The 24,280-nt window shown below is 63.7% G+C and carries 18 protein-coding genes, 2 tRNA genes and 1 pseudogene; 12 read left to right on the top strand and 9 right to left on the bottom strand.

Annotated features, from left to right (window positions below; translation table 11 throughout):
• Positions 1-316: 316 nt before the first annotated feature.
• The 6 genes from ACX1D1_RS15355 to ACX1D1_RS15330 all read left to right on the top strand — a co-directional run bounded on the left by ACX1D1_RS15355 (position 317) and on the right by ACX1D1_RS15330 (position 11,686).
• On the top strand, positions 317-2,059 hold the full coding sequence (locus ACX1D1_RS15355; protein WP_459055296.1) for an S-layer homology domain-containing protein: 1,743 nt from the start codon (positions 317-319) through the stop codon (positions 2,057-2,059).
• A gap of 325 nt (positions 2,060-2,384) precedes the next feature.
• Entirely contained in the window at positions 2,385-4,328 is a 1,944-nt protein-coding gene (locus ACX1D1_RS15350; RefSeq protein WP_459055295.1) for a leucine-rich repeat domain-containing protein, read from the top strand.
• A gap of 298 nt (positions 4,329-4,626) precedes the next feature.
• Positions 4,627-6,759 carry an S-layer homology domain-containing protein gene (locus tag ACX1D1_RS15345; protein ID WP_459055294.1) on the top strand — a complete coding sequence of 711 codons (2,133 nt, stop codon included), beginning with the start codon at positions 4,627-4,629 and terminating at the stop codon, positions 6,757-6,759.
• A 71-nt stretch (positions 6,760-6,830) separates the two neighbouring features.
• Positions 6,831-7,739, top strand: a complete 909-nt coding sequence (locus ACX1D1_RS15340; protein WP_459055293.1) for an LCP family protein — start codon at positions 6,831-6,833, stop codon at positions 7,737-7,739.
• A 61-nt stretch (positions 7,740-7,800) separates the two neighbouring features.
• Positions 7,801-10,515 carry a glycosyltransferase family 2 protein gene (locus ACX1D1_RS15335; RefSeq protein WP_459055292.1) on the top strand — a complete coding sequence of 905 codons (2,715 nt, stop codon included), beginning with the start codon at positions 7,801-7,803 and terminating at the stop codon, positions 10,513-10,515.
• A 58-nt stretch (positions 10,516-10,573) separates the two neighbouring features.
• The gene (locus ACX1D1_RS15330) at positions 10,574-11,686 is read left to right on the top strand and encodes a glycosyltransferase (RefSeq protein WP_459055290.1); all 1,113 of its coding nucleotides are present in this window, start codon (positions 10,574-10,576) and stop codon (positions 11,684-11,686) included.
• A 137-nt stretch (positions 11,687-11,823) separates the two neighbouring features.
• On the opposite strand, the gene ACX1D1_RS15325 is transcribed toward ACX1D1_RS15330, so the two are convergent.
• The 4 genes from ACX1D1_RS15325 to ACX1D1_RS15310 form a co-directional block, all read right to left on the bottom strand.
• Positions 11,824-13,383: an S-layer homology domain-containing protein gene (locus ACX1D1_RS15325; protein WP_459055289.1), complete on the bottom strand. Its 1,560-nt coding sequence runs from the start codon at positions 13,381-13,383 to the stop codon at positions 11,824-11,826.
• Positions 13,384-13,723: 340 nt separating this feature from the next.
• Positions 13,724-14,992: a glycosyltransferase family 2 protein gene (locus ACX1D1_RS15320; RefSeq protein ID WP_459055288.1), complete on the bottom strand. Its 1,269-nt coding sequence runs from the start codon at positions 14,990-14,992 to the stop codon at positions 13,724-13,726.
• Between the two features lie 9 nt (positions 14,993-15,001).
• Positions 15,002-15,970, bottom strand: a complete 969-nt coding sequence (locus ACX1D1_RS15315) for a glycosyltransferase family 2 protein (RefSeq protein WP_459055287.1) — start codon at positions 15,968-15,970, stop codon at positions 15,002-15,004.
• A gap of 150 nt (positions 15,971-16,120) precedes the next feature.
• The gene (locus ACX1D1_RS15310; protein WP_459056615.1) at positions 16,121-16,285 is read right to left on the bottom strand and encodes a hypothetical protein; all 165 of its coding nucleotides are present in this window, start codon (positions 16,283-16,285) and stop codon (positions 16,121-16,123) included.
• A gap of 97 nt (positions 16,286-16,382) precedes the next feature.
• Between ACX1D1_RS15310 and ACX1D1_RS15305 the strand changes: the two genes are divergently transcribed.
• Positions 16,383-17,081 carry a hypothetical protein gene (locus ACX1D1_RS15305; RefSeq protein WP_459056614.1) on the top strand — a complete coding sequence of 233 codons (699 nt, stop codon included), beginning with the start codon at positions 16,383-16,385 and terminating at the stop codon, positions 17,079-17,081.
• 59 nt (positions 17,082-17,140) lie between these two features.
• On the opposite strand, the pseudogene ACX1D1_RS15300 reads toward ACX1D1_RS15305, so the two are convergent.
• From ACX1D1_RS15300 to ACX1D1_RS15285, 4 genes and pseudogenes are all read right to left on the bottom strand, one after another.
• Positions 17,141-17,449, bottom strand: a pseudogene (locus tag ACX1D1_RS15300) (glucosaminidase domain-containing protein); the annotation flags it as partial.
• Between the two features lie 257 nt (positions 17,450-17,706).
• A complete protein-coding gene (locus ACX1D1_RS15295; protein WP_459055286.1) occupies positions 17,707-18,672 on the bottom strand; it encodes an NAD(P)H-quinone oxidoreductase in 966 nt (321 codons plus the stop codon).
• 49 nt (positions 18,673-18,721) lie between these two features.
• Positions 18,722-19,381 (bottom strand): 4a-hydroxytetrahydrobiopterin dehydratase, encoded by a 660-nt coding sequence (locus ACX1D1_RS15290; protein WP_459055284.1) that lies wholly within the window; start codon positions 19,379-19,381, stop codon positions 18,722-18,724.
• A gap of 33 nt (positions 19,382-19,414) precedes the next feature.
• Positions 19,415-20,233 carry a pseudouridine synthase gene (locus tag ACX1D1_RS15285; RefSeq protein WP_459056600.1) on the bottom strand — a complete coding sequence of 273 codons (819 nt, stop codon included), beginning with the start codon at positions 20,231-20,233 and terminating at the stop codon, positions 19,415-19,417.
• A gap of 168 nt (positions 20,234-20,401) precedes the next feature.
• Between ACX1D1_RS15285 and ACX1D1_RS15280 the strand changes: the two genes are divergently transcribed.
• The 4 genes from ACX1D1_RS15280 to ACX1D1_RS15265 all read left to right on the top strand — a co-directional run bounded on the left by ACX1D1_RS15280 (position 20,402) and on the right by ACX1D1_RS15265 (position 21,966).
• Positions 20,402-20,486 (top strand) — tRNA-Ser (locus ACX1D1_RS15280).
• A 40-nt stretch (positions 20,487-20,526) separates the two neighbouring features.
• Entirely contained in the window at positions 20,527-20,964 is a 438-nt protein-coding gene (locus ACX1D1_RS15275) for a hypothetical protein (protein WP_459055282.1), read from the top strand.
• Between the two features lie 319 nt (positions 20,965-21,283).
• Entirely contained in the window at positions 21,284-21,502 is a 219-nt protein-coding gene (locus ACX1D1_RS15270) for a hypothetical protein (protein WP_182798825.1), read from the top strand.
• Positions 21,502-21,966: a nucleotidyl transferase AbiEii/AbiGii toxin family protein gene (locus tag ACX1D1_RS15265; RefSeq protein ID WP_459055281.1), complete on the top strand. Its 465-nt coding sequence runs from the start codon at positions 21,502-21,504 to the stop codon at positions 21,964-21,966. Before ACX1D1_RS15270 ends, ACX1D1_RS15265 begins: the two co-directional genes overlap by 1 nt.
• A 361-nt stretch (positions 21,967-22,327) precedes the next feature.
• Here the strand turns inward: ACX1D1_RS15265 and ACX1D1_RS15260 are convergent, their stop codons facing one another.
• A complete protein-coding gene (locus tag ACX1D1_RS15260) occupies positions 22,328-24,028 on the bottom strand; it encodes an LCP family protein (protein WP_459055279.1) in 1,701 nt (566 codons plus the stop codon).
• A 109-nt stretch (positions 24,029-24,137) separates the two neighbouring features.
• Here ACX1D1_RS15260 and ACX1D1_RS15255 point away from each other — a divergent pair.
• Positions 24,138-24,231: transfer RNA gene (locus ACX1D1_RS15255), tRNA-Ser, on the top strand.
• Positions 24,232-24,280: the final 49 nt, after the last annotated feature.

The raw sequence follows: 24,280 nt of genomic DNA, 5'->3' as shown, positions 1-24,280 counted from the left end.
GATCAACCACGCTCACCAGCACGCGACGGACGTGCCTCGCGAGTCCAAGACCACACGACACAACGGGCCTGGATTGGGCCGCGACGACTCGTTGCCGCGGTCCAGTCTGGGGTGAATGCGTCCGCCCGCACGGTCGCCGGCGTTCTCGCCGACACCACAGGGTGTATTGATGGTGGATTTCGCCCCAAACGCCGCGCGGCTCTACTACAGTCCGTCGTGTGCCGGACTGCACGGCCGCACTAGCTAGCTACTTGGGGGAAAGATGCTGATGCCTGCCCGCGCCTGGAGTTGTCTGCCATCTGCAGCGCGCCTCGCCATGATGGTGCTCGTTCTCGCACTCACGTCGACGTTCGCGACGCCTGCTGCTCATGCCGCTAGTGTCAGCGAATCTGAGCCAAACGGCACAAGGGAGACAGCCGACGTCATCCCACTTGGCGATACCGTGAACGGCTCCGCACTGACGGGGACCACGACCGATAACGACTACTTCGCGTTCGACGTCCCGCAAGCTGGTCGGGGAACACTGTCTCTGACGTTCCCCTCAGGGCTCGGTACCGGCCTGATGTACGACGTCTTCGTCTTCAATGAGAATGGCAACGAGCTTTACGACTTCGACGTCTACGGCGCCGACCACGACGGCACCGGTCTCGCCCACATGTCGACCTTCCTGCCCGCTGGGCGCACCTATGTGCAGATCTATGGCTACAACGGCAGAGCATCATGGGGTGAGACCTACAGTCTGAAACTCACCGTCACGCCAGGCTCCGTCGAGACGGAACTCAACAACTCCACAGCCACAGCCGACGTCATCCCACTTGGCGATACCGTGAACGGCTCCGCACTGACGGGGACCACGACCGATAACGACTACTTCGCGTTCGACGTCCCGCAAGCTGGTCGGGGAACACTGTCTCTGACGTTCCCCTCAGGGCTCGGTACCGGCCTGATGTACGACGTCTTCGTCTTCAATGAGAATGGCAACGAGCTTTACGACTTCGACGTCTACGGCGCCGACCACGACGGCACCGGTCTCGCCCACATGTCGACCTTCCTGCCCGCTGGGCGCACCTATGTGCAGATCTATGGCTACAACGGCAGAGCATCATGGGGTGAGACCTACAGTCTGAAACTCACCGTCACGCCAGGCTCCGTCGAGACGGAACTCAACAACTCCACAGCCACAGCCGACGTCATCCCACTTGGCGATACCGTGAACGGCTCCGCACTGACGGGGACCACGACCGATAACGACTACTTCGCGTTCGACGTCCCGCAAGCTGGTCGGGGAACACTGTCTCTGACGTTCCCCTCAGGGCTCGGTACCGGCCTGATGTACGACGTCTTCGTCTTCAATGAGAATGGCAACGAGCTTTACGACTTCGACGTCTACGGCGCCGACTACGACGGTTCCAAGCTCAGGAGTCAGAGCATCTCGCTCCCGACGGGTCGGAACTACGTGAAGATCTATGGCGTCAACAGCAGAGCATCGTGGGGAGAGACCTATAGCCTGAATCTCGTCACCTCGCCGTTTGCGGATGTTGATCCTGGGGATCCGTTCTTCACGGAGATCCTTTGGATGGCTGAGTCGGGTGTCTCCACGGGGTACAGCGATGGGACGTACCGGCCGGCGGACAGTGTTCACCGTGCTGCGATGGCCGCTTTCTTGTACAGGGCTGCGGGGGAACCGGCCTACACTGCGCCGTCGGCGTCGCCGTTTAGTGATGTGAAGCCTGGGGATCCGTTCTACGCCGAGATCTCCTGGATGGCTGAGTCGGGGATCTCCACCGGGTACAGCGATGGGACGTACCGGCCGGCGGACAGTGTCCATCGTGCTGCGATGGCCGCTTTCTTGTACCGGGCTGCGGGGAAACCGGCCTACACTGCGCCGTCGGCGTCGCCGTTTAGTGATGTGAAGCCTGGGGATCCGTTCTACAGCGAGATCTGCTGGATGGCTGAGACTGGGATCTCCACTGGTTACCCCGATGGGACGTATCGGCCTGCCGATCGCATCCATCGTGCTGCGATGGCGGCCTTCCTTTACCGCCTCACCAACCTGTAACCAGAGTGCCCACACCCACCCCCCAGGTGATGGCCCGGCGACACACACACCACCGGGCCATCACCCCCCATTTCACCGAGACATAGCAAGCGGCGAGGCAGCATGGTGTGACGATGTACTGGTCGCCTGTAAGCAATGATCAGAAACTGGTGATAGAGATCCGAGGGCGGCGCCAAGCTGCAGAGAGAGCTGACTTCTATTTCAGCGATCTGGTCGATACTGCTAAATCGGCCCTCCCTTCTCGACCCATACCAGACCGTTTAGAGTTTTGAATACTCGGATGCATCGTCGTGTCCGATCTAGCAATAGGGGGAACATCCACACCATGAAACACGCATTCCGCCGCGGCCTCTCCATGGGGCTGGCCGCAATCCTCGCGGCCATCAGCCTCACCACGGCCCACGCCGCACCCGAGGACATCGTCACCATCCCCGACGCCAACCTCAAAGCCTGCATCAACCAGAACCTCGGGCAGGCCGACACCGCCGACATCACCGAAGCCGCCATGCAATCCCTTCAGGATCTGTGGTGCGGTGGGTCTGGTATCACCGACGCCACAGGCCTGCAACACGCCACCGGCCTCACCAACCTGTCCCTGGCCAGCAATCAGCTCTCGGGTATCGATCTGACGGGCCTGGCCAACCTCACGAGCCTGTACCTGGGTGACAATCAGCTCTCGGGTGTCGATCTGGCGGGCCTGGCCAACCTCACCAGCCTGTCCCTGGGCGGCAATCAGCTCTCGGGTGTCGATCTGGCGGGCCTGGCCAACCTCACCAGCCTGTACCTGGGCGACAATCAGCTCACGGGTGTCGATCTGACGGGCCTGGCCAACCTCACCAGCCTGTCCCTCGACGGCAATCAGCTCTCGGGTGTCGATCTGGCGGGCCTGGCCAACCTCACCAGCCTGTCCCTGGGCGGCAATCAGCTCACGGGTGTCGATCTGACGGGTCTGGCCAACCTCAACTGGCTGTACCTGGGCGACAATCAGCTCACGGGTGTCGATCTGACGGGCCTGGCCAACCTCACCAGCCTGTACCTGGGCGACAATCAGCTCACGGGTATCGATCTGACGGGCCTGGCCAACCTCACTTACCTGAACCTTGCCGGCAATCAGCTCACGGGTACCGATCTGACCGGCCTGGCCAATCTCTACGCCGTGGACCTCTCCGATAATCAGCTCGCCAGCGTCGATGTCAGGGGTCTGACCAACCTGAGTAGCCTGAGCTTGGAGGGGAACCGGTTGGGGTCGTTGGATGTGTCAGGCTTGACGAGCTTGTCGAGACTGATAGTGGCGGATAATCAGCTGGCTGAGTGGCCGGTAGGGGTTGCTTCGCTGCCTGCCTTGTATCTTTTGAACCTGTCGCGCAATGAGCTCTCAGATGTGGCGGGCGGGCCGTGGGCTTCCCTAAGCACTCTCGGGTTGCGGGGGAATCATATTCGGGACTTCTCTCCGATCCCTGACTCGATGACCCAAAGCTACGCCGCTCTTGAGGGGCAGATCGTGGAGTTGCCTGGGAGCAGCACGGGGACACCGTTTGCGATCCCGCCGTTGGTGTTGATCGATGGCACGGAGGTCGACGATGTCACCGCGCCGGCTGGTTGCAGTTATGACTCAGGTGCTGGGGAGGCGGTGTGCGCGGCTGCGGGCGAGTACACGTTCACGATCGAGGCGGGCGCTACCGATCAGCCGTACAGCGTCGACTACCTGGTGACCATCGCCGACGGCATGGCCTCGCCGTTTACGGATGTTGATCCTGGGGATCCGTTCTTCACGGAGATCCTTTGGATGGCTGAGACGGGGATCTCCACTGGGTACAGCGATGGGACGTACCGGCCTGCGGACAGTGTTCACCGTGCTGCGATGGCCGCTTTCTTGTACCGGGCTGCGGGGGAACCGGCGCACACTGCGCCGTCTACGTCGCCGTTCAGTGATGTGAAGCCTGGGGATCCGTTCTACGCGGAGATCTCCTGGATGGCTGAGTCGGGGATCTCCACGGGGTACAGCGATGGGACGTACCGGCCGGCGGACAGTGTTCATCGTGCTGCGATGGCCGCTTTCTTGTACCGGGCTGCGGGGGAGCCGGCCTACACTGCGCCGGTCGTCTCGCCGTTTAGTGATGTGAAGCCTGGGGATCCGTTCTACAGCGAGATTTGCTGGATGGCTGAGACTGGGATCTCCACCGGCTACACCGATGGGACGTATCGTCCTGCCGATCGCATCCATCGTGCTGCGATGGCGGCCTTCCTCTACCGACTCACCAACCTGTAACCAGAGTGCCCACACCCACCCCCCAGGTGATGGCCCGGCGACACACACCACCGGGCCATCACCCCCCATCTCACCGAGACATAGCATGCGGCGAGGCAGCATGGTGTGACGATGTATTGGTCGCCTGTGAGCAATGATCAGAACCTGTTGATGGAGATTCGACGGCTTCTCGAGAGTCGCGGAGAGGGTTGATTGCTATTTCGACCCTCCCTCCTTAACCCATACCTGACCGTTTAGAGTTTTGAATACTCGGATGCATCGTCGTGTCCGATCTAGCAATAGGGGGAACATCCACACCATGAAACACGCATTCCGTCGCGGCCTCTCGATGGGGCTGGCTGCTATCCTTGCGGCCGTCAGCCTGACCACGGCCCACGCCGCACCCGAGGACATTGTCACCATCCCTGACGCCAACCTGAGAGCCTGTATCAACCAACAGCTCGGGCAGTCCGACTCCGCAGACATCACCGAAGCCGACATGCAGAGCCTTGATTCTCTCTACTGCTGGTCGATGGGTATCACCGACGCCACGGGCCTGCAACACGCCACCAGCCTCACCACGCTAGCGCTTGAGGGCAATCAGCTCACGAGTGTCGATCTGACGGGCCTGACCAAGCTCACCGGCCTGGACGTATACGGCAATCGGCTCGCGGGTATTGATCTGACGGGCCTGGACAAGCTCAGCTACCTGTTCCTGGGCGGCAATCAGCTCACGGGTATTGATCTGACGGGCCTGGCTAACCTCACCGGCCTGTCCCTGGGCGGCAATCAGCTCACGGGTGTCGATCTGACGGGCCTGGACAAGCTCAGCTACCTGTCCCTCGACGGCAATCAGCTCACGGGTATCGATCTGACGGGCCTGGCCAACCTCAATCACCTGTTCCTGGACGGCAATCAGCTCACGGGTATCGATCTGACCGGCCTGGCCAACCTCGACAGCCTGTCCCTCGACGGCAATCAGCTCACGGGTATCGATCTGACCGGCCTGGCCAAGCTCAATCACCTGTCCCTCGACGGCAATCAGCTCACGGGTATCGATCTGACCGGCCTGCACACCCCCACCTACCTGTCCCTCGACGGCAATCAGCTCACGGGTATCGATCTGACCGGCCTGGTCACCCTCGACAGCCTGTCCCTCGACGGCAATCAGCTCACGGGTATCGATCTGACCGGCCTGGCCAACCTCGACAGCCTGTCCCTCGACGGCAATCAGCTCACGGGTATCGATCTGACCGGCCTGGCCAACCTCGACAGCCTGTCCCTCGACGGCAATCAGCTCACGGGTATCGATCTGACCGGCCTGGCCACTCTCTACGCCGTGGACCTCTCTAATAATCAGCTCGCCAGTGTGGATGTCAGGGGTCTGACTAACCTGAGTAGCCTGAGCTTGGAGGGGAACCGGTTGGGTTCGTTGGATGTGTCGGGCTTGACGAGCTTGTCGAGGCTGATTGTGGCGGATAATCAGCTGGCTGAGTGGCCGGTAGGGGTTGCTTCGCTGCCTTCCTTGTATCTGTTGAACCTGTCGCGCAACGAGCTCTCGGATGCGGCGGGCGGGTCGTGGGCATCTCTAAGCGCTCTCGGGTTGCGGGGGAACCATATTCGGGACTTCTCCCCGATCCCTGAGTCGATGACCCAAAGCTACGCTGCTCTTGAGGGGCAGGTTGTGGAGTTGCCTGGGAGTAGCACGGGGGTGCCGTTTGTGATTCCGGCGTTGGTGTTGATCGATGGCACGGAGGTCGACGATGTCACCGCGCCGGCTGGTTGCAGTTATGACTCAGGTGCTGGGGAGGCGGTGTGCGCGGCTGCGGGCGAGTACACGTTCACGATCGAGGCGGGCACTACCGATCAGCCGTACAGCGTCGACTACCTGGTGACCATCACCGACGGCACGGCCTCGCCGTTTACGGATGTTGATCCTGGGGATCCGTTCTTCACGGAGATCCTTTGGATGGCTGAGACGGGGATCTCCACTGGGTACAGCGATGGGACGTACCGGCCTGCGGACAGTGTCCATCGTGCTGCGATGGCTGCTTTCTTGTATCGCGCTGCGGGGGAGCCGGCGCACACTGCGCCGTCTACGTCGCCGTTCAGCGATGTGAAGCCTGGGGATCCGTTCTACGCCGAGATCTCCTGGATGGCTGAGTCGGGGATCTCCACCGGGTACAGCGATGGGACGTACAAGCCGGCGGACAGTGTTCATCGTGCTGCGATGGCCGCTTTCTTGTATCGCGCTGCGGGGGAGCCGGCCTACACTGCGCCGGTCGTCTCGCCGTTTAGTGATGTGAAGCCTGGGGATCCGTTCTACAGCGAGATTTGCTGGATGGCTGAGACTGGGATCTCGACCGGGTACACCGATGGGACGTATCGTCCTGCCGATCGCATCCATCGTGCTGCGATGGCGGCCTTCCTTTACCGACTCACCAACCTGTAACCAGAGTGCCCACACCCACCCCCCAGGTGATGGCCCGGCGACACACACGCCACCGGGCCATCACCACGGCTGTGATCGGATTCATCGCAGTCGGTACCTTGTTCCTGGCCGCGGTCCCGTTATGGGCCTACAGCGGTATGGAGACCTGGGAACACCGCACCCGATTCGCAGCTTCGCCGGATCAGACATTGACGCTGCTCATTATCGGCACCGATAGTCGTGCCATGCTGAGCGATGCAGAGATCGAAGAGATGGGTACCACGCGGTCGGGCGATGGCGCTGACACCATCCTGATCCTGCAGCGGCCACGCGTCGGCCCGCCGGTCCTGCTGTCGGTTCCTCGTGACCTGCTGGTGGACATGAGCTTTTCCGGCGAAGAGCGTCTCACCACCGCCTTTGATCCAAACCGGCCTGAGTACTTCGTCGAGGGTCTCTCTGAAGCGACTGGAATCAGGTTTGACGGAGCGATTATGTTCAACTTCGGCAGCGTCACGGGGATCGTTGATGCAGTTGGGGGCGTTGACGTCTGTCTCGAGGCCCCGCTCGTAGACCGAGTCACACATCTTGAGTTGTCCATCGGTTGTCACACCTTGGACGGTATAACTGCGCTGGCCTACATGAGGACCCGGCAAACGGACGCCCTCGATGACCTCGGAAGGATCAACCGGCAGCGCGAAGTACTGGGCCTGGTCGCGCACAAGCTCGCCAGCCCCGCGACAGTGCTGCCGTGGCGGTACGCGGCACTTGCCGGAACGATACGCAGCAATGTCCAACGCACGGATACCGTGACGTGGGCGATGCTGGGCGACGCGGCCAGTACCCTTCAACAGATCGCCAGCGGCGAGGGAGTCTCAACCTCGCTCCCTGTTGGCGACTGGATTCGATCCGACTTCGGTAATGCCCTTGAATGGGACCCCGTCAGGACACAACGCGTCTTCGATGCTATTGCCAGCGGGGATACAACCACACTCGCCGACTGACACCTCAGTTAGCTAGAGGCACTTCAGTCCCGGACATGATCGGCTCGATTAGAGTGGACCCATGAGCAACGTGTCGCCGCCTGGGCTTCTGAGCGTTGTCGTCCCCGTGTATGGCGTGGAGGACTACCTGGGCGCGTGCCTTGAATCGCTAGTAGCGCAGGCTGTGGTGGGACAGATCATCGTGGTGAACGATGCCTCGCCGGATCGCAGCGGGGAGATCGCGAAGTGCTTTGAACAGTGGGATTCGCGTGTTCAGGTCATCGACAATGCCGTCAACCTCGGGCTCGGAGCTTCGCGCAACGTCGGGATGGACCACGCGGCCCTCCCGTACGTGGCTTTTGTCGACAGCGATGATCTCGCCACGCCAGGTGGGTACTCAGCAATGGTCTCCTCGCTGGAGTCAACAGGTTCTGATCTAGCCACATCGAAGGCGGACGAGTTCGCCGCTGATGGCTCAAGGAAGCGTTACTGGACGGTCGCCTCGCCTCAGTTCGATCATGGAGCCCAGCGCGTGCGGGTGCGTGACGCGCCTGAACTGATCCGTGATCACACTGCATGGACGAAGGTTATTCGGCGCGAGTTCCTCATCCAACAAGACATTCGTTGGGCTCAAGGCACACTTTGCGAGGATGTGGTGGCGTCGGCCGCCCTCTTCTGTCGGGCCACTGCGGTGGACGTTGTTCCCGTAGTCTCATATCTGTATCGCAGGAGGCAAGGTTCGATCACCACCGATCTGCGGTCCGATCGGCCGTTGGGGGACTGGGCTCGCCAGACTGCCCGTTCAATCAGTGTCGTCCGTGAGCTGTCGTCGTCAGCGGTGGAGCAGGAGTTGATCGATAAAATACTAGACTTCGAAACACTGAGCCGCACGGGCCCTATTCAGCGCTTGAGTCACTCGCGGAACCGCGCCGCTGCTGTGGCGACGATCTCGCTGATCGCCGCACGGGCGAGCTATGCAACGTGGACGAAACAACGCGTCGATACCATCCGGTGTGTGGCCGGGCTGCTACGGAACGAGCAAGCTCCCATTCCCGAGAGTCTCCAGAAAGCCGGACGAGAACTGGGGATCCTTACCGATGGCCAACGTCTCGGCCGGTCTCGCCAACCAACCACGTCCCTACTAGAGGTGCCACAGACGGAACCGCCTGCTGGTCCGGTGGTGTCGTGCGTGATGGTCACCCGCGACAACGCCGCCCGATGTCACGATGCCGTGAAGTCCGTCCTGTCTCAGGAAGCGGTCGACGTGGAGTTGATCGTTGTTGATGACTCGTCGAGCGACGATACGTGGCGCAACCTTGAGCGCTTTGCTCGCGATGATTCCCGTGTCAGGCTGTCACGATCCCCGGTGCGTGGTGCGGCGCGTGCCTTGAACGTCGGAGCCCAGCGCGCCCGCGGGCGATACCTGGTGTTCATGCGCGGAGTAGACCTCTTGCCCCAGCGGGCTCTGGCCGCGATGGCGTCTACGCTCGACCGGTCCGAGGATTCGATGCTGATCGCGGACCGCCTGGAGTTCGACCTTAAGATCACGCAGCGGCACGCTGGGGTACCTGGCATTCGCGAGCCGATCACGGGTTGGTCTGCCACAGAAAGCCTTGAGTTACTGCGCAATCCGCCCCTCTGGAATCGTTTGCTGAGGCGGAGTTGGTGGGAACAGAATGGGCTGACCTTCGCCGATGCGGGAGGTCGCGTGGGTGAAACCAGCCAACTGCAGTGCCTGCTCGCGGCTCAGGGCATCAGCGTCTTTCCCGCAGTCGGTTTCATCAGCAGGAAGGGACAGAGTGTGGCTGACCCGGATCCGGCGACGAAGATCATGGACCTCGTCCAGCTGATCAAGCCCAGCACTCCGATCGCTACTAGGCGGCTGCTCTGGTCCGCATACTGGCCGCAGACCTGGGACTCCTTGGTGGAGGAACTCCAGTCCGGCAAGACTCCAGACCGTGAAGCTGTCGAGAAGCTGCGTGTCCTGGCTGAGTCCCTGCCCGAGACGTTGGAGTGGAGCCAGCGTCTTTGCCTTGAGCTCATGGCCGAAGGGTTTCTTGAGGCTGCCCGGGCAATCCTCGCGGCGAACTTGACCGGTGATTGTTCACCGGCCACGGCGGTCCAGGTCCTCGAAGTGCTCGCCGCTACCGCTTGGGCTCCTGGCTTCGGCGCCGTTCGCGTTGGCTATCAGCGCCTGGTGCTCCGTCCACTTCTGACCGATCCAGAGGCATGGTCTGGCGAGCAACTGTCGAGGTTCCAAAGCGCGAGTCGGGAACTGCATGCACAGATCGACCTACGCGAAGTGGCGGTGGGTTCGGATGCCCGCATCATAGAGGCGGTGCTGGAGGGCAGGCCACTGCAGTTGCGTCGGGAACTGGCGGGGTCTCACGAACTGGCTTCCGCGGTCCTCTCGGCCTCCGCATGGCAAGGGGCCACGATCGAGGTGGATACCACCGAAGAGAGGAGGCAGCTACTCCGCCTCGAATTTCGCCAGGTGCCGAGCGGCTCCGGCTCCCAGGCCAAGCCGGCCTGGTTCGCGGGCTCGGCAAATGGTCGATCCGCGAGCGTCGGGTCTCGCCGCAATTCGGAGAGGATCGGTTGGTGGAACGTCACAGCCGTATACCGTGACCGCTTCGGGCTGTTGCGCCTGCCGTTGCGGCTTCGTCGAGGCAGCGGGCTTTTCTGGTCTACCGCCAGCTCTGCCGGGGACATACTCGTTCTCCGAGGACGACTTCCCGCAGAGGTGGCGCTGAGGCGTGCCGTTAAGCGGGCGCTCGTGGGGTTGAGACGCAAGTGATGCCCTACCAGGTGGCCCTGGCTCACAGACTTAGAATGACCAGCCCGAGTGGAGAACCATGGCAGCACTGAGCGTCTTCCCGTACTGGAAGACCAACCCGTACCTCAATCTCCTCCTGTTGGAGCCCCGCGCCCGCGGCTGGCAGATTCGGGGTGGTAACAAGGCGGAGCACTTTTTCGGCGGTGTGGATTTGCTCGCTCATGGCGATGTTTTCCACCTTCACTGGACCCGGCCACTTTCGGAGAATGTTGGCTCCGCCGAGGAGTTCAATCAACGTGTTCGCGCGTTCATACACGAGGTTGCGAGGATGCGGAATCGTGGAATACGAATCCTCTGGACTGTCCACAATACGATTGCTCATGACTCCAGGTATGTAGACCTTGAGGTTGCACTTGCCAGGAATTTGTGCGAGTTGGCCGACGTGATTGTAGTGCTGAACTCGCACACGCCTGAGGCGACGGTGGCTCGCTACGAGTTGCCGCGCGACAAGGTATTTCACTTGCCCCATCCAAGTTATCTGGGTGTGTACTCGGAGGACATTGACCCAATGCGGGCTCGGCGCGCGCTGCGGATCCCCGACGGGGATGATGTGGTGGGATTCGTCGGGGCCATCCGGCCCTACAAGGGAGTCGGGGATTTCCTGGCAGCCGCGCACGCGCTGGCCGCAGAAGGCCAGAGATTCACCCTGGTTCTCGCCGGCAACACCCATGAGGACGCTTGGGCCGAGATCAACGCGCACCTTCCACTCTCGGTTCCTAGTATTCGCCATCACGAGCACGTTCCAGACGAGTCCATCGGTCACTGGGTCGCGGCCTGCAGTGTGATGGTCTTGCCATTTCGCGAAATGCTCAACTCCGGTTCCCTGATGCTCGCAGCAACCTATGGCGTCCCTGTAGTGCTTCCAGACCTGCCCCATTTGGTGTCGGAGTTCGGAGACCAGCCCTGGATCACGTTCTTTCGTTCCGGCGGATCACCCGAGCAGCGAGCCGGAGCCATAGCTCAGGCCATTCGCATCAGCCTGAGCGGGCGGCCCGGTAATCAGAGGTCGGCGGCGCAGTTCGCGCGGAGCTACACGCCATGGGACATGTCTGTCGACTACGCGAACCTTCTGGAGCACTCAACCCACACGCAGCAACCCGCCCAGAATGGCCAGGTAGCCCCGTCAGTATGAAGTCTAGATCTGTGGGCACGCTACCTGTGGGAGTGAATGGAATACGCCAGAAGTTTCAATCCATGATCCTGATGGTGATGGCCCGGTGGTGTGTGTGTCGCCGGGCCATCACCTGGGGGGTGGACGTGGGCACCTGGTTACAGGTTGGTGAGGCGGTAAAGGAAGGCCGCCATCGCAGCACGATGGATGCGATCGGCAGGACGATACGTCCCATCGGTGTACCCGGTCGAGATCCCCGACTCAGCCATCCAGCAAATCTCGCTGTAGAACGGATCCCCCGGCTTCACATCACTAAACGGCGAGACGGCCGGCGCAGTGTAGGCCGGCTCCCCCGCAGCGCGATACAAGAAAGCAGCCATCGCAGCACGATGAACACTGTCCGCCGGCCGGTACGTCCCATCGCTGTACCCATTGGAGATACCCGACTCAGCCATCCAGGAGATCTCCGCGTAGAACGGATCCCCCGACTTCACATCACTAAACGGCGACATAGACGGCGCAGTGTGCGCCGGCTCCCCCGCAGCGCGATACAAGAAAGCAGCCATCGCAGCACGATGAACACTGTCCGCAGGCCGGTACGTCCCATCGCTGTACCCATTGGAGATCCCCGACTCAGCCATCCAAAGGATCTCCGTGAAGAACGGATCCCCAGGATCAACATCCGTAAACGGCGAGGCCATGCCATCGGTGACGGTCACCAGGTAGTCGACGCTGTACGGCTGATCGGTAGCGCCCGCCTCGATCGTGAACGTGTACTCGCCCGCAGCCGCGCACACCGCCTCCCCAGCACCTGAGTCATAACTGCAACCAGCCGGTGCGGTGACATCGTCGACCTCCGTGCCATCGATCAACACCAACGCCGGAATCACAAACGGCACCCCCGCGCTACTCCCAGGCAACTCCACAACTTGCCCCTCAAGAGCGGCGTAGGTGATTAGGTCAGGGATCGGGGAGAAGTCCCGGATGTGATTCTCGCTCAAGCCGATTTCGTCCAGTGAAGTCCACGGCCCAGCCGGCACATCTGAGAGTTGATTGCGCATCAGTCCCAACTCAGTCAAACCCGGAAGGGAGGCAACCCCGGTCGGCCACTGAGTGAGTTCATTGTCCGCCATCCAAAGGCTCGTCAGGCTCCGCAAGGCCGACACATCCAACGAACTCAGGCGGTTCCGTTCCAGTCGGAGGAACCTCAGCGTAGTCAGATCCGTCAAGTCGATGTCGGTTAGCTGATTGTCGGATACGCCCAGCCAGATGAGGGTGGACAGACCGGTCAAGTCCATTCTCGTGAGTTGGTTGTCGTACAGGTACAACTCGGTGAGGTTGGGGAGATCGGTGAGGGCGACGTTCGTGAGCTGGTTGTGGGAGAGGCTCAGCAGACTGAGATTGGTGAGGCCGACCAGGTCAATACTGTCGAGCTGGTTGAGGTCGAGGCTCAGCTCGGTGAGGTTGGTGGCGTGGTGCAGGCCGGTGGTGTCGGTGATGCCCGCCGACCAGCAGTAGAGAGAATCGAGGGTCTGCATGTCGGCTTCGGTGATGTCAGCGGTGTCGGCCTGTCCGAGGTTCTGGTTGATGCAGGCCTTCAGGTTGACGTCGGGGATGGTGACAATGTCGTCGGGTGCGGCATGGGCGGTGGTTAGAGCGGTGGCCGCGAGGATTGCGACTAAGCCCATTGAGAGGCTGCGGCGGATTGCGCGTTTCATGGTGTGGATGTTCCCCCTTCTAGTAGATCGGACAGACGATGCGTCCGAATGCTCAACACTGTAAACGTGCTGGCATGCCGCGTGCAGGGGAGGGTCACTCTTGAGGCACATCAGTTTCTTGGCGCTCACTCGCCTTGACTTGAACAGGAGCGGGATCGAACCTGGGGCGCTTCACATAGGGAAGGTTCATGGATTCCATCAGACGGTAGGTTCCGGCGAACCCGTTACCAGGCCGTGGCAGGCGCCACCAGTGGACAACATGATCGACCGATCAGCATTCTAGATGCCGCACAGCGCCGTCCATCGATCAGCCGTCTCAGCAGCTGACGGTCACGACCCACTAGGAATCCGATGCTTCGGGGCCATCTTCATGACGATGAAGCTGCAATTCGATTCGATCAAGGCGGTTCTCGAGGGCAGCCAAGGCGAACATGAGGTTCTCGTGCGTGACCTTTTCCCGTCTAGGCGCAAAGCTGGCGAGGGCGTTCGGCAGGGAAGGGCCTCGCCGTAACCGCTGATTCGCGAAACGGACGCTCATCTGGGCAGTCTGCTTGATACCGGAGTAACGTAGGTGGTTGATCAACCTCACCGGAAGTGAGTATCGACGGTCGTCCTTGTTCTTGAGAACCTCCACGAAGCGCGCATAGTTGTGCCGGGAGAGCGCAATGGACAGGTTTCTCGTCTGGCGGCCCTTCTTGGCATCCACGAGCGCGCGCTCGACGTCCTCTTCCGTGTACTCGTCGAAAATGACCACGAGCGCCTCGTAGAGCTTCCGGTACAGGTTCTGGGGCACCTTGCGACTGATCCACTCCATCTGCGACATGGCCCACGCCAGAAGAGTCGTGGCGAACTCGTCGCGCTTCCCCTGCGCCTCAAGGAAGGAGTAGATCGTGGCGTGGTGCTGGAAGATGCGAAGGACGCGTTCGTCGGCGGTGGCCATCGTCTGCCCCGCCCGGGCCACGCGGTGGTAACAGAGGACTTCGGGAACCAGTGCGATGGAGCTCGCGTGGATGAGACTGAACCAGTGGAACGGGTTGTCTTCGAAGAAGTAGTCGCCGACGGGGAATCTGATGGCGTTGGCCTCGAGAAGCTCGCGGCGGTAGAGCTTGCGCCACGGCACCGCCACGAACCTCAGGAAGGTGTGGCGCAGGTCGTCGTCCAGTTCGTAGTGATCCCGCATCAGTTCGAGCCAGCGACGCTCGTCGGCTGGAGCCTCGCGATCGGGTGAGTCATCCGAGAACAGTCGGTAGTTGCACATGACGAGGTCGGAGTCATGCTCCAGTGCGGCGGTGAGAAGCCGCTCAAACATCTCTGGCTCGTACAGGTCGTCTCCGTCGGCGAAGCCGACATATGGGGCGGTGGCGAGGTCGAGGCCAGCGTTCGCCGCCGTCGCCACTCCGCCAGGGCTCCTCTCGCCCCGGATGATCGGCACGATCCGATCGTCGCGTGCCGCGTACTCAAGGATGAGGTCGGGGCTGGAGTCGGATGATCCATCATCGACGACGATGATCTCGATATCTCTCAGGCTCTGGTTCAGGATCGAGTCCAGGCAGGCGCCCAGGTAGTCCTGGATGTTGTAGCTGGTAACGATGACAGAGAGCTGGGGCATGGTGTCCACCTATCCGATTGCCCTACGGGTAATACGGGTCGCTAGTGCTGGATTCTGACGCGTCAGTGCGTTGTATTCGGGAATGCTGATTCTCAGGAAGTGGTCCCGCGCCCTGAGCGCGAACTCCTGCTGCAGGCTGGGGGAAATCCTGCCGCCGGCCCAGCTGACGACGCTCTCCGCTCCCTCCCAGTAATACTGCGAGTACCGGCGAAGGAGCCCGGGGTGACTCTTCAGCATGTCGTAGGTCTCATCCAGCGCCTCCAGCAGGGAGAGGCGGTCGCGGGTGCCGCGGTTGGTGAGGTTCGCCCCTCCTGGCAACACGATGTGGGTGCAGATGACGTCATTGAGCAGCAGGATCTGACCCGCGAATAGCAGCGAGTACCAATGCCCAAGGATGTCATTGTTGACTATGGTCGATCCGTAACGGATCCCGACCTGACGGTAGGTCTCGGTCCGCATCACGCGATTCCAGGGGTAGTTGGTCAGCGACAGCAGTTCCGGGAAGAGGTCCAGCGTGACTCTGCGGGCACTCCTGCTGCCGACGATCCTGGCCCAGATGGCCGCATCGCCGTTGGTCATCGACTCGTCGCTGTCGTCGTGGGCTCGTCGGTATCGGTACTTGAGCAACGCGAGGTCCTGGCCACCGCGCTCCAAGGCACGCACCGCCTCAACCAAGACCTTTGGGTGAAGTTCGTCGTCGTCGTCGAAGAAGAGGGTGAAGGTCCCGGTGGCGTGCGGGAAGCCCGTGTTGCGGGCCACTCCGGCCCCCCGGTTCGTCTCATGGGAGAGCAGCAGGACTCGCGAGTCCCGGGTCGCGTAATCGCGCACGATCTCTGCGGTCGAATCGGAGGAGCAGTCGTCGACTACGATCACCTGAAGCGACAGTTCCGAGATGCTCAACACAACATCCAGGAGGTTGCAGATGCCCTCTTCTGCATTGTGCGCCGGAATAACTACCGTCAAGTCGACAGAGCCCATCAATTCTCCTTGTTCAGCCCGACGCTGTAGTGGCGCCATGAGACCCAGCGTCGCTGGTCCCGGGTCAGTATAGACGTGCCAAGGCCTGACTCACCTCCTGTGGCGGCGCGGCGAGTCGGGGCGAGCGTCGTGCGGAGGCCGGTTGGAGGGTCACCCGGCCCGACGTCGCAGTTGTGATGAGGAGGGTCTCACCAGCCTTCCCAGGGCCGACACGGCGCCACCGAGGAGCACGATAGCGATGGTGGCGCCCGAGGCGAGCGCTGTGGCCTTGGCGGGGTCCGTCAACAGGTCGTCTGTGGCGGCGGTCCAGTGCATCGCCGCCAGCCTGCCTGTGGAGTCGGTGGACCCAGAATCTGGTGTGTCGAAGGCGGTGGCCGGGAGATCCCGCTTCTCAGGCGCGTCAGGGGTCGGCGTGGGCGTCACCGTGTGCGTGGGTGTCGAAGTCGATTCCGCGCTGGGGGTCGTCGACGGGGACGATGCGACGGTGACAGTGCCGGCTGGTTGGGCCGAAGCAACCGGGCCGGCCACCGACACCGGAACCGGCGAGCTCGGGGCCGTGGTCGCCGGCGCTGGAGTCCTGGGCGTGACAGGAGCCAGCGCCTGCGGAGGGGTGCTGGTGGAGCGTGTCTGTGTGACGTCGGGCGAGAAGGTCGCTGTGACCGCGGGCGTGGGTGAGGGATCCGGGTGTGGATTGGGCATCGCTGTGGTTGTCGTCGCCGGTGTGGAGGGTGTTTCGTCGGGGTCGGACGCAGGCTTCGCACTCGCGGACGGCTTGGGCGAGGGCACGTTTGTGGCTGAGGGGGGGGAGCCTGGTGTGGGTGTCGCTGTGGCCTTGGCCGGTGGTGTGGCGCTAGCAGTGATGGTCGCGGAGGGGGTGGCGCTTGGTGTGGGGGTCGGCTTGGGTGTGGGTGTGGGTGTGGGTGTGGGTGTGGGTGTGGGTGTGGGGGTTGGCTTTGGTGTGGGTGTGGGTGTGGGGGTTGGCTTTGGTGTGGGTGTGGGGGTTGGCTTTGGTGTGGGGGTCGGCTTTGGGGTGGGTGTGGGTGTGGGTGTGGGGGTTGGCTTTGGGGTGGGAGTGGGCGTGGGCATAGGCGCCGTGATGTTGAACCTGTAGAGGTTGTACTTGACCATCAAGTTGATGATCTTGTTCGAGTACAGGGGGTCGGTGGCGTAGCCCGCCTTGTGAATCTCTCGGATGAACTGATCTGGGTCGGCCGAGTACTGGAACGCCGCCGCATAGCGAGACCGACCGCGCAGAAACAGTCCGTGGTCGATGAACGAGTTCTGATCCGTGTCGTAGTTCCGGAACTTCGCGCTGACTGTGTAGGGCTTGCCGTCTGAGTCGTACTCCAGCGTGGAGATCTCGTAGCAGCCGTTCTGCCATGGGCTCGATGCAGAGGTGCACTTGATGCCGAACCAGTTCTTCGCGTTCTTGGTGAGTGAGGATTCGCCCCATCCAGATTCCAGGATCCCCTGGGCCATGGTCACAGACGCTGGGACTCCGTACTCCCGCTCACCGGCCTGGGCCCAGGAGGCGGTCTTGGTGATGTACGTCGAGGAGGACAGCGCAGCGGCCGGCTGGGCCCGTGGAAACACGCCCACCAGAGATGCCAACGCCGCGAGCGCGATCACCACGATGAAGCGGATGACTAGGCGCAGGGGAAGCATGCCCGTCATTCAACCGGTCGAATCTCGGTTTCGTCACCTGCAAACCTGAGCCGCAGGTTGAGGTTCATCCCTCAGTGCACCAGGACGATCTTCCCGACGTTGTCGCCGCCGGTCAGCTGCTCGTGCGCGCGGCGCACCTCGTCGAACGGGATGCGGGTCTCCGGCGAGAGCCGGATGCGGCCGTCGGCGAGCATTGGCCACACCTCGGCCTCGACGGCGGCGCAGATTTCCGCCTTCTCCTCGGCTGGGCGGAACCGGAGCGAGGTGGCGGTGATGGTGGCCTGCTTGCTCAGCATCGCGCCCAGGTTGAGGGTGCCCTTCACCCCGCCCTGGAGGCCGATCACCACGATCCTTCCCCTCTTCCTCAACGACGAGAGGTTGGCCTCTAGGTACTTCGCCCCGATGATGTCCAGGATCACGTCGGCGCCCTTCGTGGCCGCCTTGAGGGCCGCCACCCAGTCGTCGTGATAGTCGAGCGCGTAGTCGGCGCCGTGCGCGAGACAGTGCTCGAGTTTGGCCGGGCTCCCGGCAGTGGCCACGACGGTTGCGCCAAGGGCCTTCGCGTACTGGGTGGCGAACGTACCGATCCCTCCTGCGCCCCCGTGCACCAGGAATACCTCTCCGGCCTTCAGTCGCCCCTCGCGTAGGTTGGACAGCACCGTTGCTGCCACCTCCAGCACCCCGGCGGCGGACACCAGATCCACTCCCGGCGGTGGCGCGATGAGCTGGCCCGCCGGGGCCACGAAGTACTCGGCGTAGCCGCCGCCGGCCAGCAGGCCCACCACCTCGTCGCCCTGCGTCCAGCGCTCGACACCCTCGCCGACCTCCTCGACGACGCCCGAGGCCTCCAGCCCGATGATGTCGCTCTCGCCAGGCGGCGGGGGATAGTGTCCCTGGCGTTGCAGCACGTCGGCCCGGTTGACGCCCGAGGCGACGGTGCGCACCAGTACTTCCCCCGGACCGGGGGTGGGTGTGGGGACCTCACCGAGGGTGAGGGCGTCGACGTCTCCGGGGGTCTCCACGATCACTGCGCGCATGCCCCCACCCTGCCACACGCGCGACCGTGGACGGAGCGCTGCGCGGCCCCTAGCCTTCCGTGGGATCGTCTTCGTCGCGACCCTGCCAGGTGCAGATGCACACCTCGTTGCCCTCGGGATCGCACAACACCCAGAACCGGGGCGCCGCCTCGTCGCTCACCAACGTCCCGCCCGCGGCCAGCGCCCGGTCCAGCCGGTTTCTGGCCTCGTCGTGGGCCACCGTGAGGTCCAGGTGGATTCGGTTGCGCTGCGTCCTGGGTGCGTCCATCTGCTGGAACCAGATGGGTGGGCCGATCAACTGGGGGTCGATCAGCGCCTCCGGCCCGTCGTCGGCATAGCCCGTGATCGCGCGCCAGAAGGGGAGTACGGCGGGGATGTCGAGCGCATCGATGGCGATCTCGATCTCGGCCAGGTCCGACGGCATCGGCTCAAGGCCCCGCTCGGCGACGATGTCGGCCACCGCCGAGGCGAACGAGACGTCCCGCTCCGTGATGCCTCCGGCGTCGTGGCTGGCCACGGCGAGGTGGACCCGCGAGTAGCGCAGGTCGATCTCCGGGTGGTGGTTGTGCTCCTCCGCGATCCGGGCGACGTCGTTGACGAAGGCGAGCGCGGACGGGAAGGAGCCGGCGTCGACAGTGAGGTGCATCCGGCCGAGGAGGTAGCGCCAGACGGGGAGAGCCTCGGAGGCTTGTTTCCGGGAGAGTGCCATGTTTCACACTAACCGCAGACGCGCGGAGTCGGGTCAGCCTGGCCAGACGAGCCCCCGGCGGCTCACAAAGCCGCGTGGGGCGCCGTCGACAGGGTCGGGGAACTCCAGGCGGTGGGCGAGAAGCCGCAACGGGGTGGAGAAGTCGTCGATCTCCGTGGGCAGCACGACCGGATACAGGGGGTCACCGAGCAGGGGAATGCCCAACTCGTGGAAGTGCGCGCGGATCTGGTGGGTCCGGCCGGTGAGGGGGCGCACCTCATAGAGCGCATGGCCCCCCCGCACCTCAAGGACGTCGATGTCGGTGACTGCGTTGGGCGGGAGGTTGAGAGTCTCGGTCTGCAGCGTGCCCACGCGCTTGACCAGGTGCGATTCGACGCGCCTCGGTAATTCGAGGGCCGGGTCGAACCGGGCGATGGCGTGGTAGACCTTCGTGGCGAGCCGATCGGCGAAGACGCTCTGGTAGGCGCCCCTCCATCGCTTCGCCGTCGTCATCAGCAGGACCCCGGCTGTGCCGCGGTCCAGGCGGTGGGCGGCCGACAGCTCAGGCAGATCGAGTGCCGCCCGGGCCTTCACGACGGCCGACTCCAGCACGTGCCGCCCCCTCGGGATGGTGGACAGGAAGTGCGGCTTGTCGAACACCGCTACCCGATCGTCGAGGTGAAGGAGCGTCAGCTCGCCCGGCACCGGCGCCTCGTCGCGCAACTCCCGATGGAACCACACGAAGGTGTGGGGGCTGTAGTCCTCGAGCCCGGTCCACGGCCGCCCCCGGTCATTGACGAAGACGCCCCGCGCAAGCATCTCGTCCACGTCCTCCGGCGATGGCGCCAGCTTGTGCACCAGCCAGTCACGCATCGTGGGCCAGGGCAGCGGATCGGAAGGGTCGCGGTCCGGGGTGCGCACCCAAGCGGCCTGCAACCCGTGGCGGGGCGGCAGTGGTGACTTCGGCGGCATCCCACTCCTCTCCAGCTCGGATACCGCACCCTACCCGCCGGCGTCGAGGCGCTAACATGGTCGGGCGCTGGCGAGGTCGCATAGTGGACTAGTGCAGCCGCCTTGAAAGCGGCCGAGGGGCAACTCTCCGTGGGTTCGAATCCCACCCTCGCCGCTTCCGCGGGCCCGGAGCCCACTCTGAGTAGTCTTGGCCCATGCCCGAGAGCACCCACGTCATCAAGCCGCAACCACCCGTGCGCGCCTTCGTCACCGCCGCGGTGGCGGACCTTGCCGGCGCCCTCCTGCTGGTGGCGGCGCTGAGCCAGGGGTGGCATGTGGCGTTCGTGGTGGTGGCGGCACTCCTGCTGGTGGCTGGAACCGCCCTGATGATCGGGGCGTTCGTGTCGCTCAACAGGCTGGCTGTCCGGTTCACCTTGACCGACGAGGGCTACCGGCTCCTCGGCCCAGGCGTCGATCACGCGGGGGAGTGGGCGGACGTGAGCAAGGTGACGCAGTCGCAGGAGGGCTCGCACGTGACGATCTACCACGGCGCCGTCCGCCGCACCCACCTGCTGTTCCCCGGAGGGGATCGTGCCCAGATCGACGAAGTGCTGGCCGAGGTCCGTGCCCGCCTCAAGGCCGCGAAGGGCTAGACCGGGCTGACCTAGCCCGACCTAGACCTAGCCCCCACCTCTAGATGCGCCTGGATGGCCTTTAGCGCCTAACGAGTGATCCGCGCCGCTCACGGCCACCGGCCACCAGGATGACGGTGGCCGGGATGAGTCGGGTGAAGGAGGCCTCTGGGCAGTGTCGGTGTCGCCCGCTACGCTGAATGGGACTAGACCCGAACGGGAAGGAGTTGCAGCCATGGAAGCGCGCGTGCTCTACCAGGACCTCTTTCCTTTCGAGACTCCGCGATCGTTGGATGCCTTGCGAGGCCCCGCCACTGGGGTGCTTATCTTGCCTCGTACGGTGCACTGGGGCCCTGATCCGACTGCCGACCTGGACACGCGAAGCGGCCTCCACAAGGCGTACCGCAACCTGGTGCGGGAAGGAACCACTGACCTTCAGGAGGCCATGCTCAACGCAGCCCGGCTGGTCGAGGTGTGGCCTGACCTCGCGCTGCCTCCTCGATGCCTTGCCCTGTGGGAGTCCCGGTTCCCCGAGTTGCGTCGGGCGGCGTCGACCTGATGCCGACCGGTGAAGAGCACCAGCGGCAAGCCGCTCGCATCATTCTGGCTGCGATCGGTCCGGCAGGATTCGCTCTCGCAGGCTCGGGCGCTATCCGCGAGCACGGGCTGATCGATCGGCCGACCAACGATATCGACCTGTTCGCGCCGGCCCGGGCAGCGGCTGGGTTCAGCGATGCCATCGACACGGCGATAGCGACGCTGACTGCCCACCGCTACACCTGCGAAGTGGGCCGGCTGAGCAGCCATTTCGCTCGTTTGCTGCTCACCACACGTGACGGTTACGTCTTCGAGGTGGATCTGGGGCTTGACTGGCGCGCCCACGACCCAATCCGGCTGGAAGTTGGACCGGTCTTGGCGATCGAGGACGCAGTCGCGAACAAGGTGGGCGCGCTGTACAGCCGAGGCGAGCCACGCGACTACCTCGATGTCGATGCGATCCGAGAATCCGGCCGCTTCGCCTAGGATCATCTCCTGTCTCTAGCCGCCCAGCATGACCCGGGATTCGACGTGACCCTGTTCGCCACGCGACTCCGCGCTGTCGAATCGCTTGTTCCCGGCGACATCGCGGAGTACGGCATCAGCTCCACAGACCTGGACGCGATCCTGCGTCGCCTCCTGACTTGGGGGCAGGGCCTCACGAGACACAGTCCCGAACCGACCGTCAGCCCAGACGCGTAGGAACGTGTCGAACCAGTCGCCAAGAACCCTCGGAGGCGACCATCAACGGCCCTCCACCAGTCGTACCGAGGACCCGTCGACCCCTGCGCTGCATCTAACGCCCTAAGCACAGTAGGCCAGGATTTAAGCCTGGGCTAAGCCGGACCTAGCCCTCCTCGTCCTCCGCGCCGTGCCACGCGCAGGCGTCTGTGACATTTTGCGCGCCGTCGGTCAGGTCGCCGGTGGGGGAGGGTGAAGCTGAGCTGGCCGACGGTGACGCCGAAGCGGTGGCGGAACCGGTGGGCGATGCCGCGGCGCTGACCGACGGAACGGCGGTGGGGCTGGGGGACGCGGTGGTGGCCGCGATGGCCTCCTCAGCGGCGGCGCGCATCGCCTCGAAGTCCGGGTATTCGTAGGAGTACCCGTTCTTGCCGGGCGAGTACACGAGGCGCGTCACCGGAGCATCCTTGACGCGCAGCGCGAGCTCGACGATTGCGGGCAGGTCCCGCTGCGGAATGTCGGTGACGATCATCTGCGACGATGCCGCGGCGATCGCCTCGTAGCGCGTCAGCATCGTGGCCGGGTTGGCCTGCCGGATGATCGCGCTGACCAGGCAGGACTGGCGCGCCATCCGGTCGTAGTCCGAGTAGTCCAGGCGGCTGCGTGCGTACCACATGGCGTCGTAGCCCATCAGGTGCTGGTCCGGGCCGGGCTCGAGATACCCGGAGGGCCGCTTCCCCTCGCTGTTGCCGCCGATGGCCAGGCGCTGGTTGATGTTGACCGTCACGCCGCCCATCGCGTCGATGAGCTGCTGGACGCCGTCGATGTTGAGCATCGCGAAGTAGTCCACCTTGAGGCCGGTGATCCCCTCCACCCCCTGCTTGAGGGCCTCCGCGCCGCGGTAGGTGGAGCCGGCGAACAGGTCAGGGAAGCCGAGCTCGGTGTGCGCCCAGATGCTGTTGATGTACCAGTCCCCGGCGGGCTCCCCGCGGAACCCGTTGGGGAACGCCTCGTCCATCTCGCTGCCCTCGGGGAAGGGCGTGAACTGCACGTTCCGCGGGATCTGAATGATGGTCGTCGCGCCGGACTCGGTGTCGATCGAGGCCAGCATGATGGTGTCGGTGCGGACGCTGAATTCCTCTACCTGATCCGCGCGGGAGTCGCTGCCGTCCGCGCCGAGCAGCAGGATATTGATCCGCGGGATGTCGGCCCACGGGTCCTCGTGTGCCTCGGCGGTGAGCGTGGGCCGCGAGGAGGAGGTCACCTCGTCCTCGCCGGTGGCGAACACGTTGTCCAGAAGCAGGGCCTGGTCGCGCGCGTAGCGGGCCCCGATGGCGGTCGGTGCGGTGACCCCGAACGCCAGTACGGTCACGAGGATCGCCCCGATGGCGCGCTTGCCGCTGCCCAGCCGACGGGGGCGCGTGGCGAGTTGCGTGACGGTGATGAGGGTGACCCAGACGAGGCCCAGGGCGATCAGAGCCACGCTCGCGATGGCGAGGAACTGAGTGCTCACTGCGAGCATGGCCAGCCGGGTGGTGTTCGTCGCGGCGTAGTACGCGAGGGAGACCACGCCGACGATCGCGGCCAGCCCGGTCAGAAGGCCGAGTCCGCGCAAGGCCGGCCGTGTGGCGCCGAGAAGGCCGAGGCCCGGGACGAGGGCCGAGATGACCGTGAGCCCCATCGACTTCCTCAGGGACTGCCTGGGTCCGCCATCGGTGGCCATCCGACGCCGCACGTTGGCCGGAAACGGCAGCTCGGCCCCGCCACCGTCGGCCTCGTATCCCCGCGACGGTGTGGCGCCTGATGACGGGATGGCGGCACCGTCATCGTAGGGCGCGGCTCGTCGCGCCGGGCGGTCATCGGTCATCTGGCGCCTCCTGCGCGCAAGTCTAGCCCGGGGGCCGGTCGGAGCCTCGTGCCGGTGCGGCTGGGTGTTTGCCGCTGCGCCGAGCGCTCGGCTAGGCTGTGACGGCACTGGAGGTGTCGCCTAGTCCGGTCTATGGCGCCCGCCTGCTAAGCGGGTTTGGGGCTTCAACCCCATCGCGGGTTCAAATCCCGCCGCCTCCGCCAGTTGTGATCAAGCCCCTGGGAGTCACGCTCCTGGGGGCTTCGGCGTTGC

Source organism: Tessaracoccus luoxuelianae (assembly GCF_054483915.1).
The sequence above is the reverse complement of the archived record's forward strand: the minus strand, read 5'-3'. Positions and strand labels throughout refer to the sequence as shown.

Coding starts and splice junctions, on each gene's coding strand:
- ACX1D1_RS15290 (WP_459055284.1), bottom strand. CDS start 19,381: ATGGCACTCTCCCGGAAACAAGCCTCCGAGGCTCTCCCCGTCTGGCGC.
- ACX1D1_RS15315 (WP_459055287.1), bottom strand. CDS start 15,970: ATGGGCTCTGTCGACTTGACGGTAGTTATTCCGGCGCACAATGCAGAA.
- ACX1D1_RS15335 (WP_459055292.1), top strand. CDS start 7,801: ATGAGCAACGTGTCGCCGCCTGGGCTTCTGAGCGTTGTCGTCCCCGTG.
- ACX1D1_RS15260 (WP_459055279.1), bottom strand. CDS start 24,028: ATGACCGATGACCGCCCGGCGCGACGAGCCGCGCCCTACGATGACGGT.
- ACX1D1_RS15275 (WP_459055282.1), top strand. CDS start 20,527: ATGCCCGAGAGCACCCACGTCATCAAGCCGCAACCACCCGTGCGCGCC.
- ACX1D1_RS15265 (WP_459055281.1), top strand. CDS start 21,502: ATGCCGACCGGTGAAGAGCACCAGCGGCAAGCCGCTCGCATCATTCTG.
- ACX1D1_RS15330 (WP_459055290.1), top strand. CDS start 10,574: ATGGCAGCACTGAGCGTCTTCCCGTACTGGAAGACCAACCCGTACCTC.
- ACX1D1_RS15325 (WP_459055289.1), bottom strand. CDS start 13,383: ATGAAACGCGCAATCCGCCGCAGCCTCTCAATGGGCTTAGTCGCAATC.
- ACX1D1_RS15320 (WP_459055288.1), bottom strand. CDS start 14,992: ATGCCCCAGCTCTCTGTCATCGTTACCAGCTACAACATCCAGGACTAC.
- ACX1D1_RS15310 (WP_459056615.1), bottom strand. CDS start 16,285: ATGCACTGGACCGCCGCCACAGACGACCTGTTGACGGACCCCGCCAAG.
- ACX1D1_RS15295 (WP_459055286.1), bottom strand. CDS start 18,672: ATGCGCGCAGTGATCGTGGAGACCCCCGGAGACGTCGACGCCCTCACC.
- ACX1D1_RS15345 (WP_459055294.1), top strand. CDS start 4,627: ATGAAACACGCATTCCGTCGCGGCCTCTCGATGGGGCTGGCTGCTATC.
- ACX1D1_RS15285 (WP_459056600.1), bottom strand. CDS start 20,233: ATGCGTGACTGGCTGGTGCACAAGCTGGCGCCATCGCCGGAGGACGTG.
- ACX1D1_RS15350 (WP_459055295.1), top strand. CDS start 2,385: ATGAAACACGCATTCCGCCGCGGCCTCTCCATGGGGCTGGCCGCAATC.
- ACX1D1_RS15355 (WP_459055296.1), top strand. CDS start 317: ATGATGGTGCTCGTTCTCGCACTCACGTCGACGTTCGCGACGCCTGCT.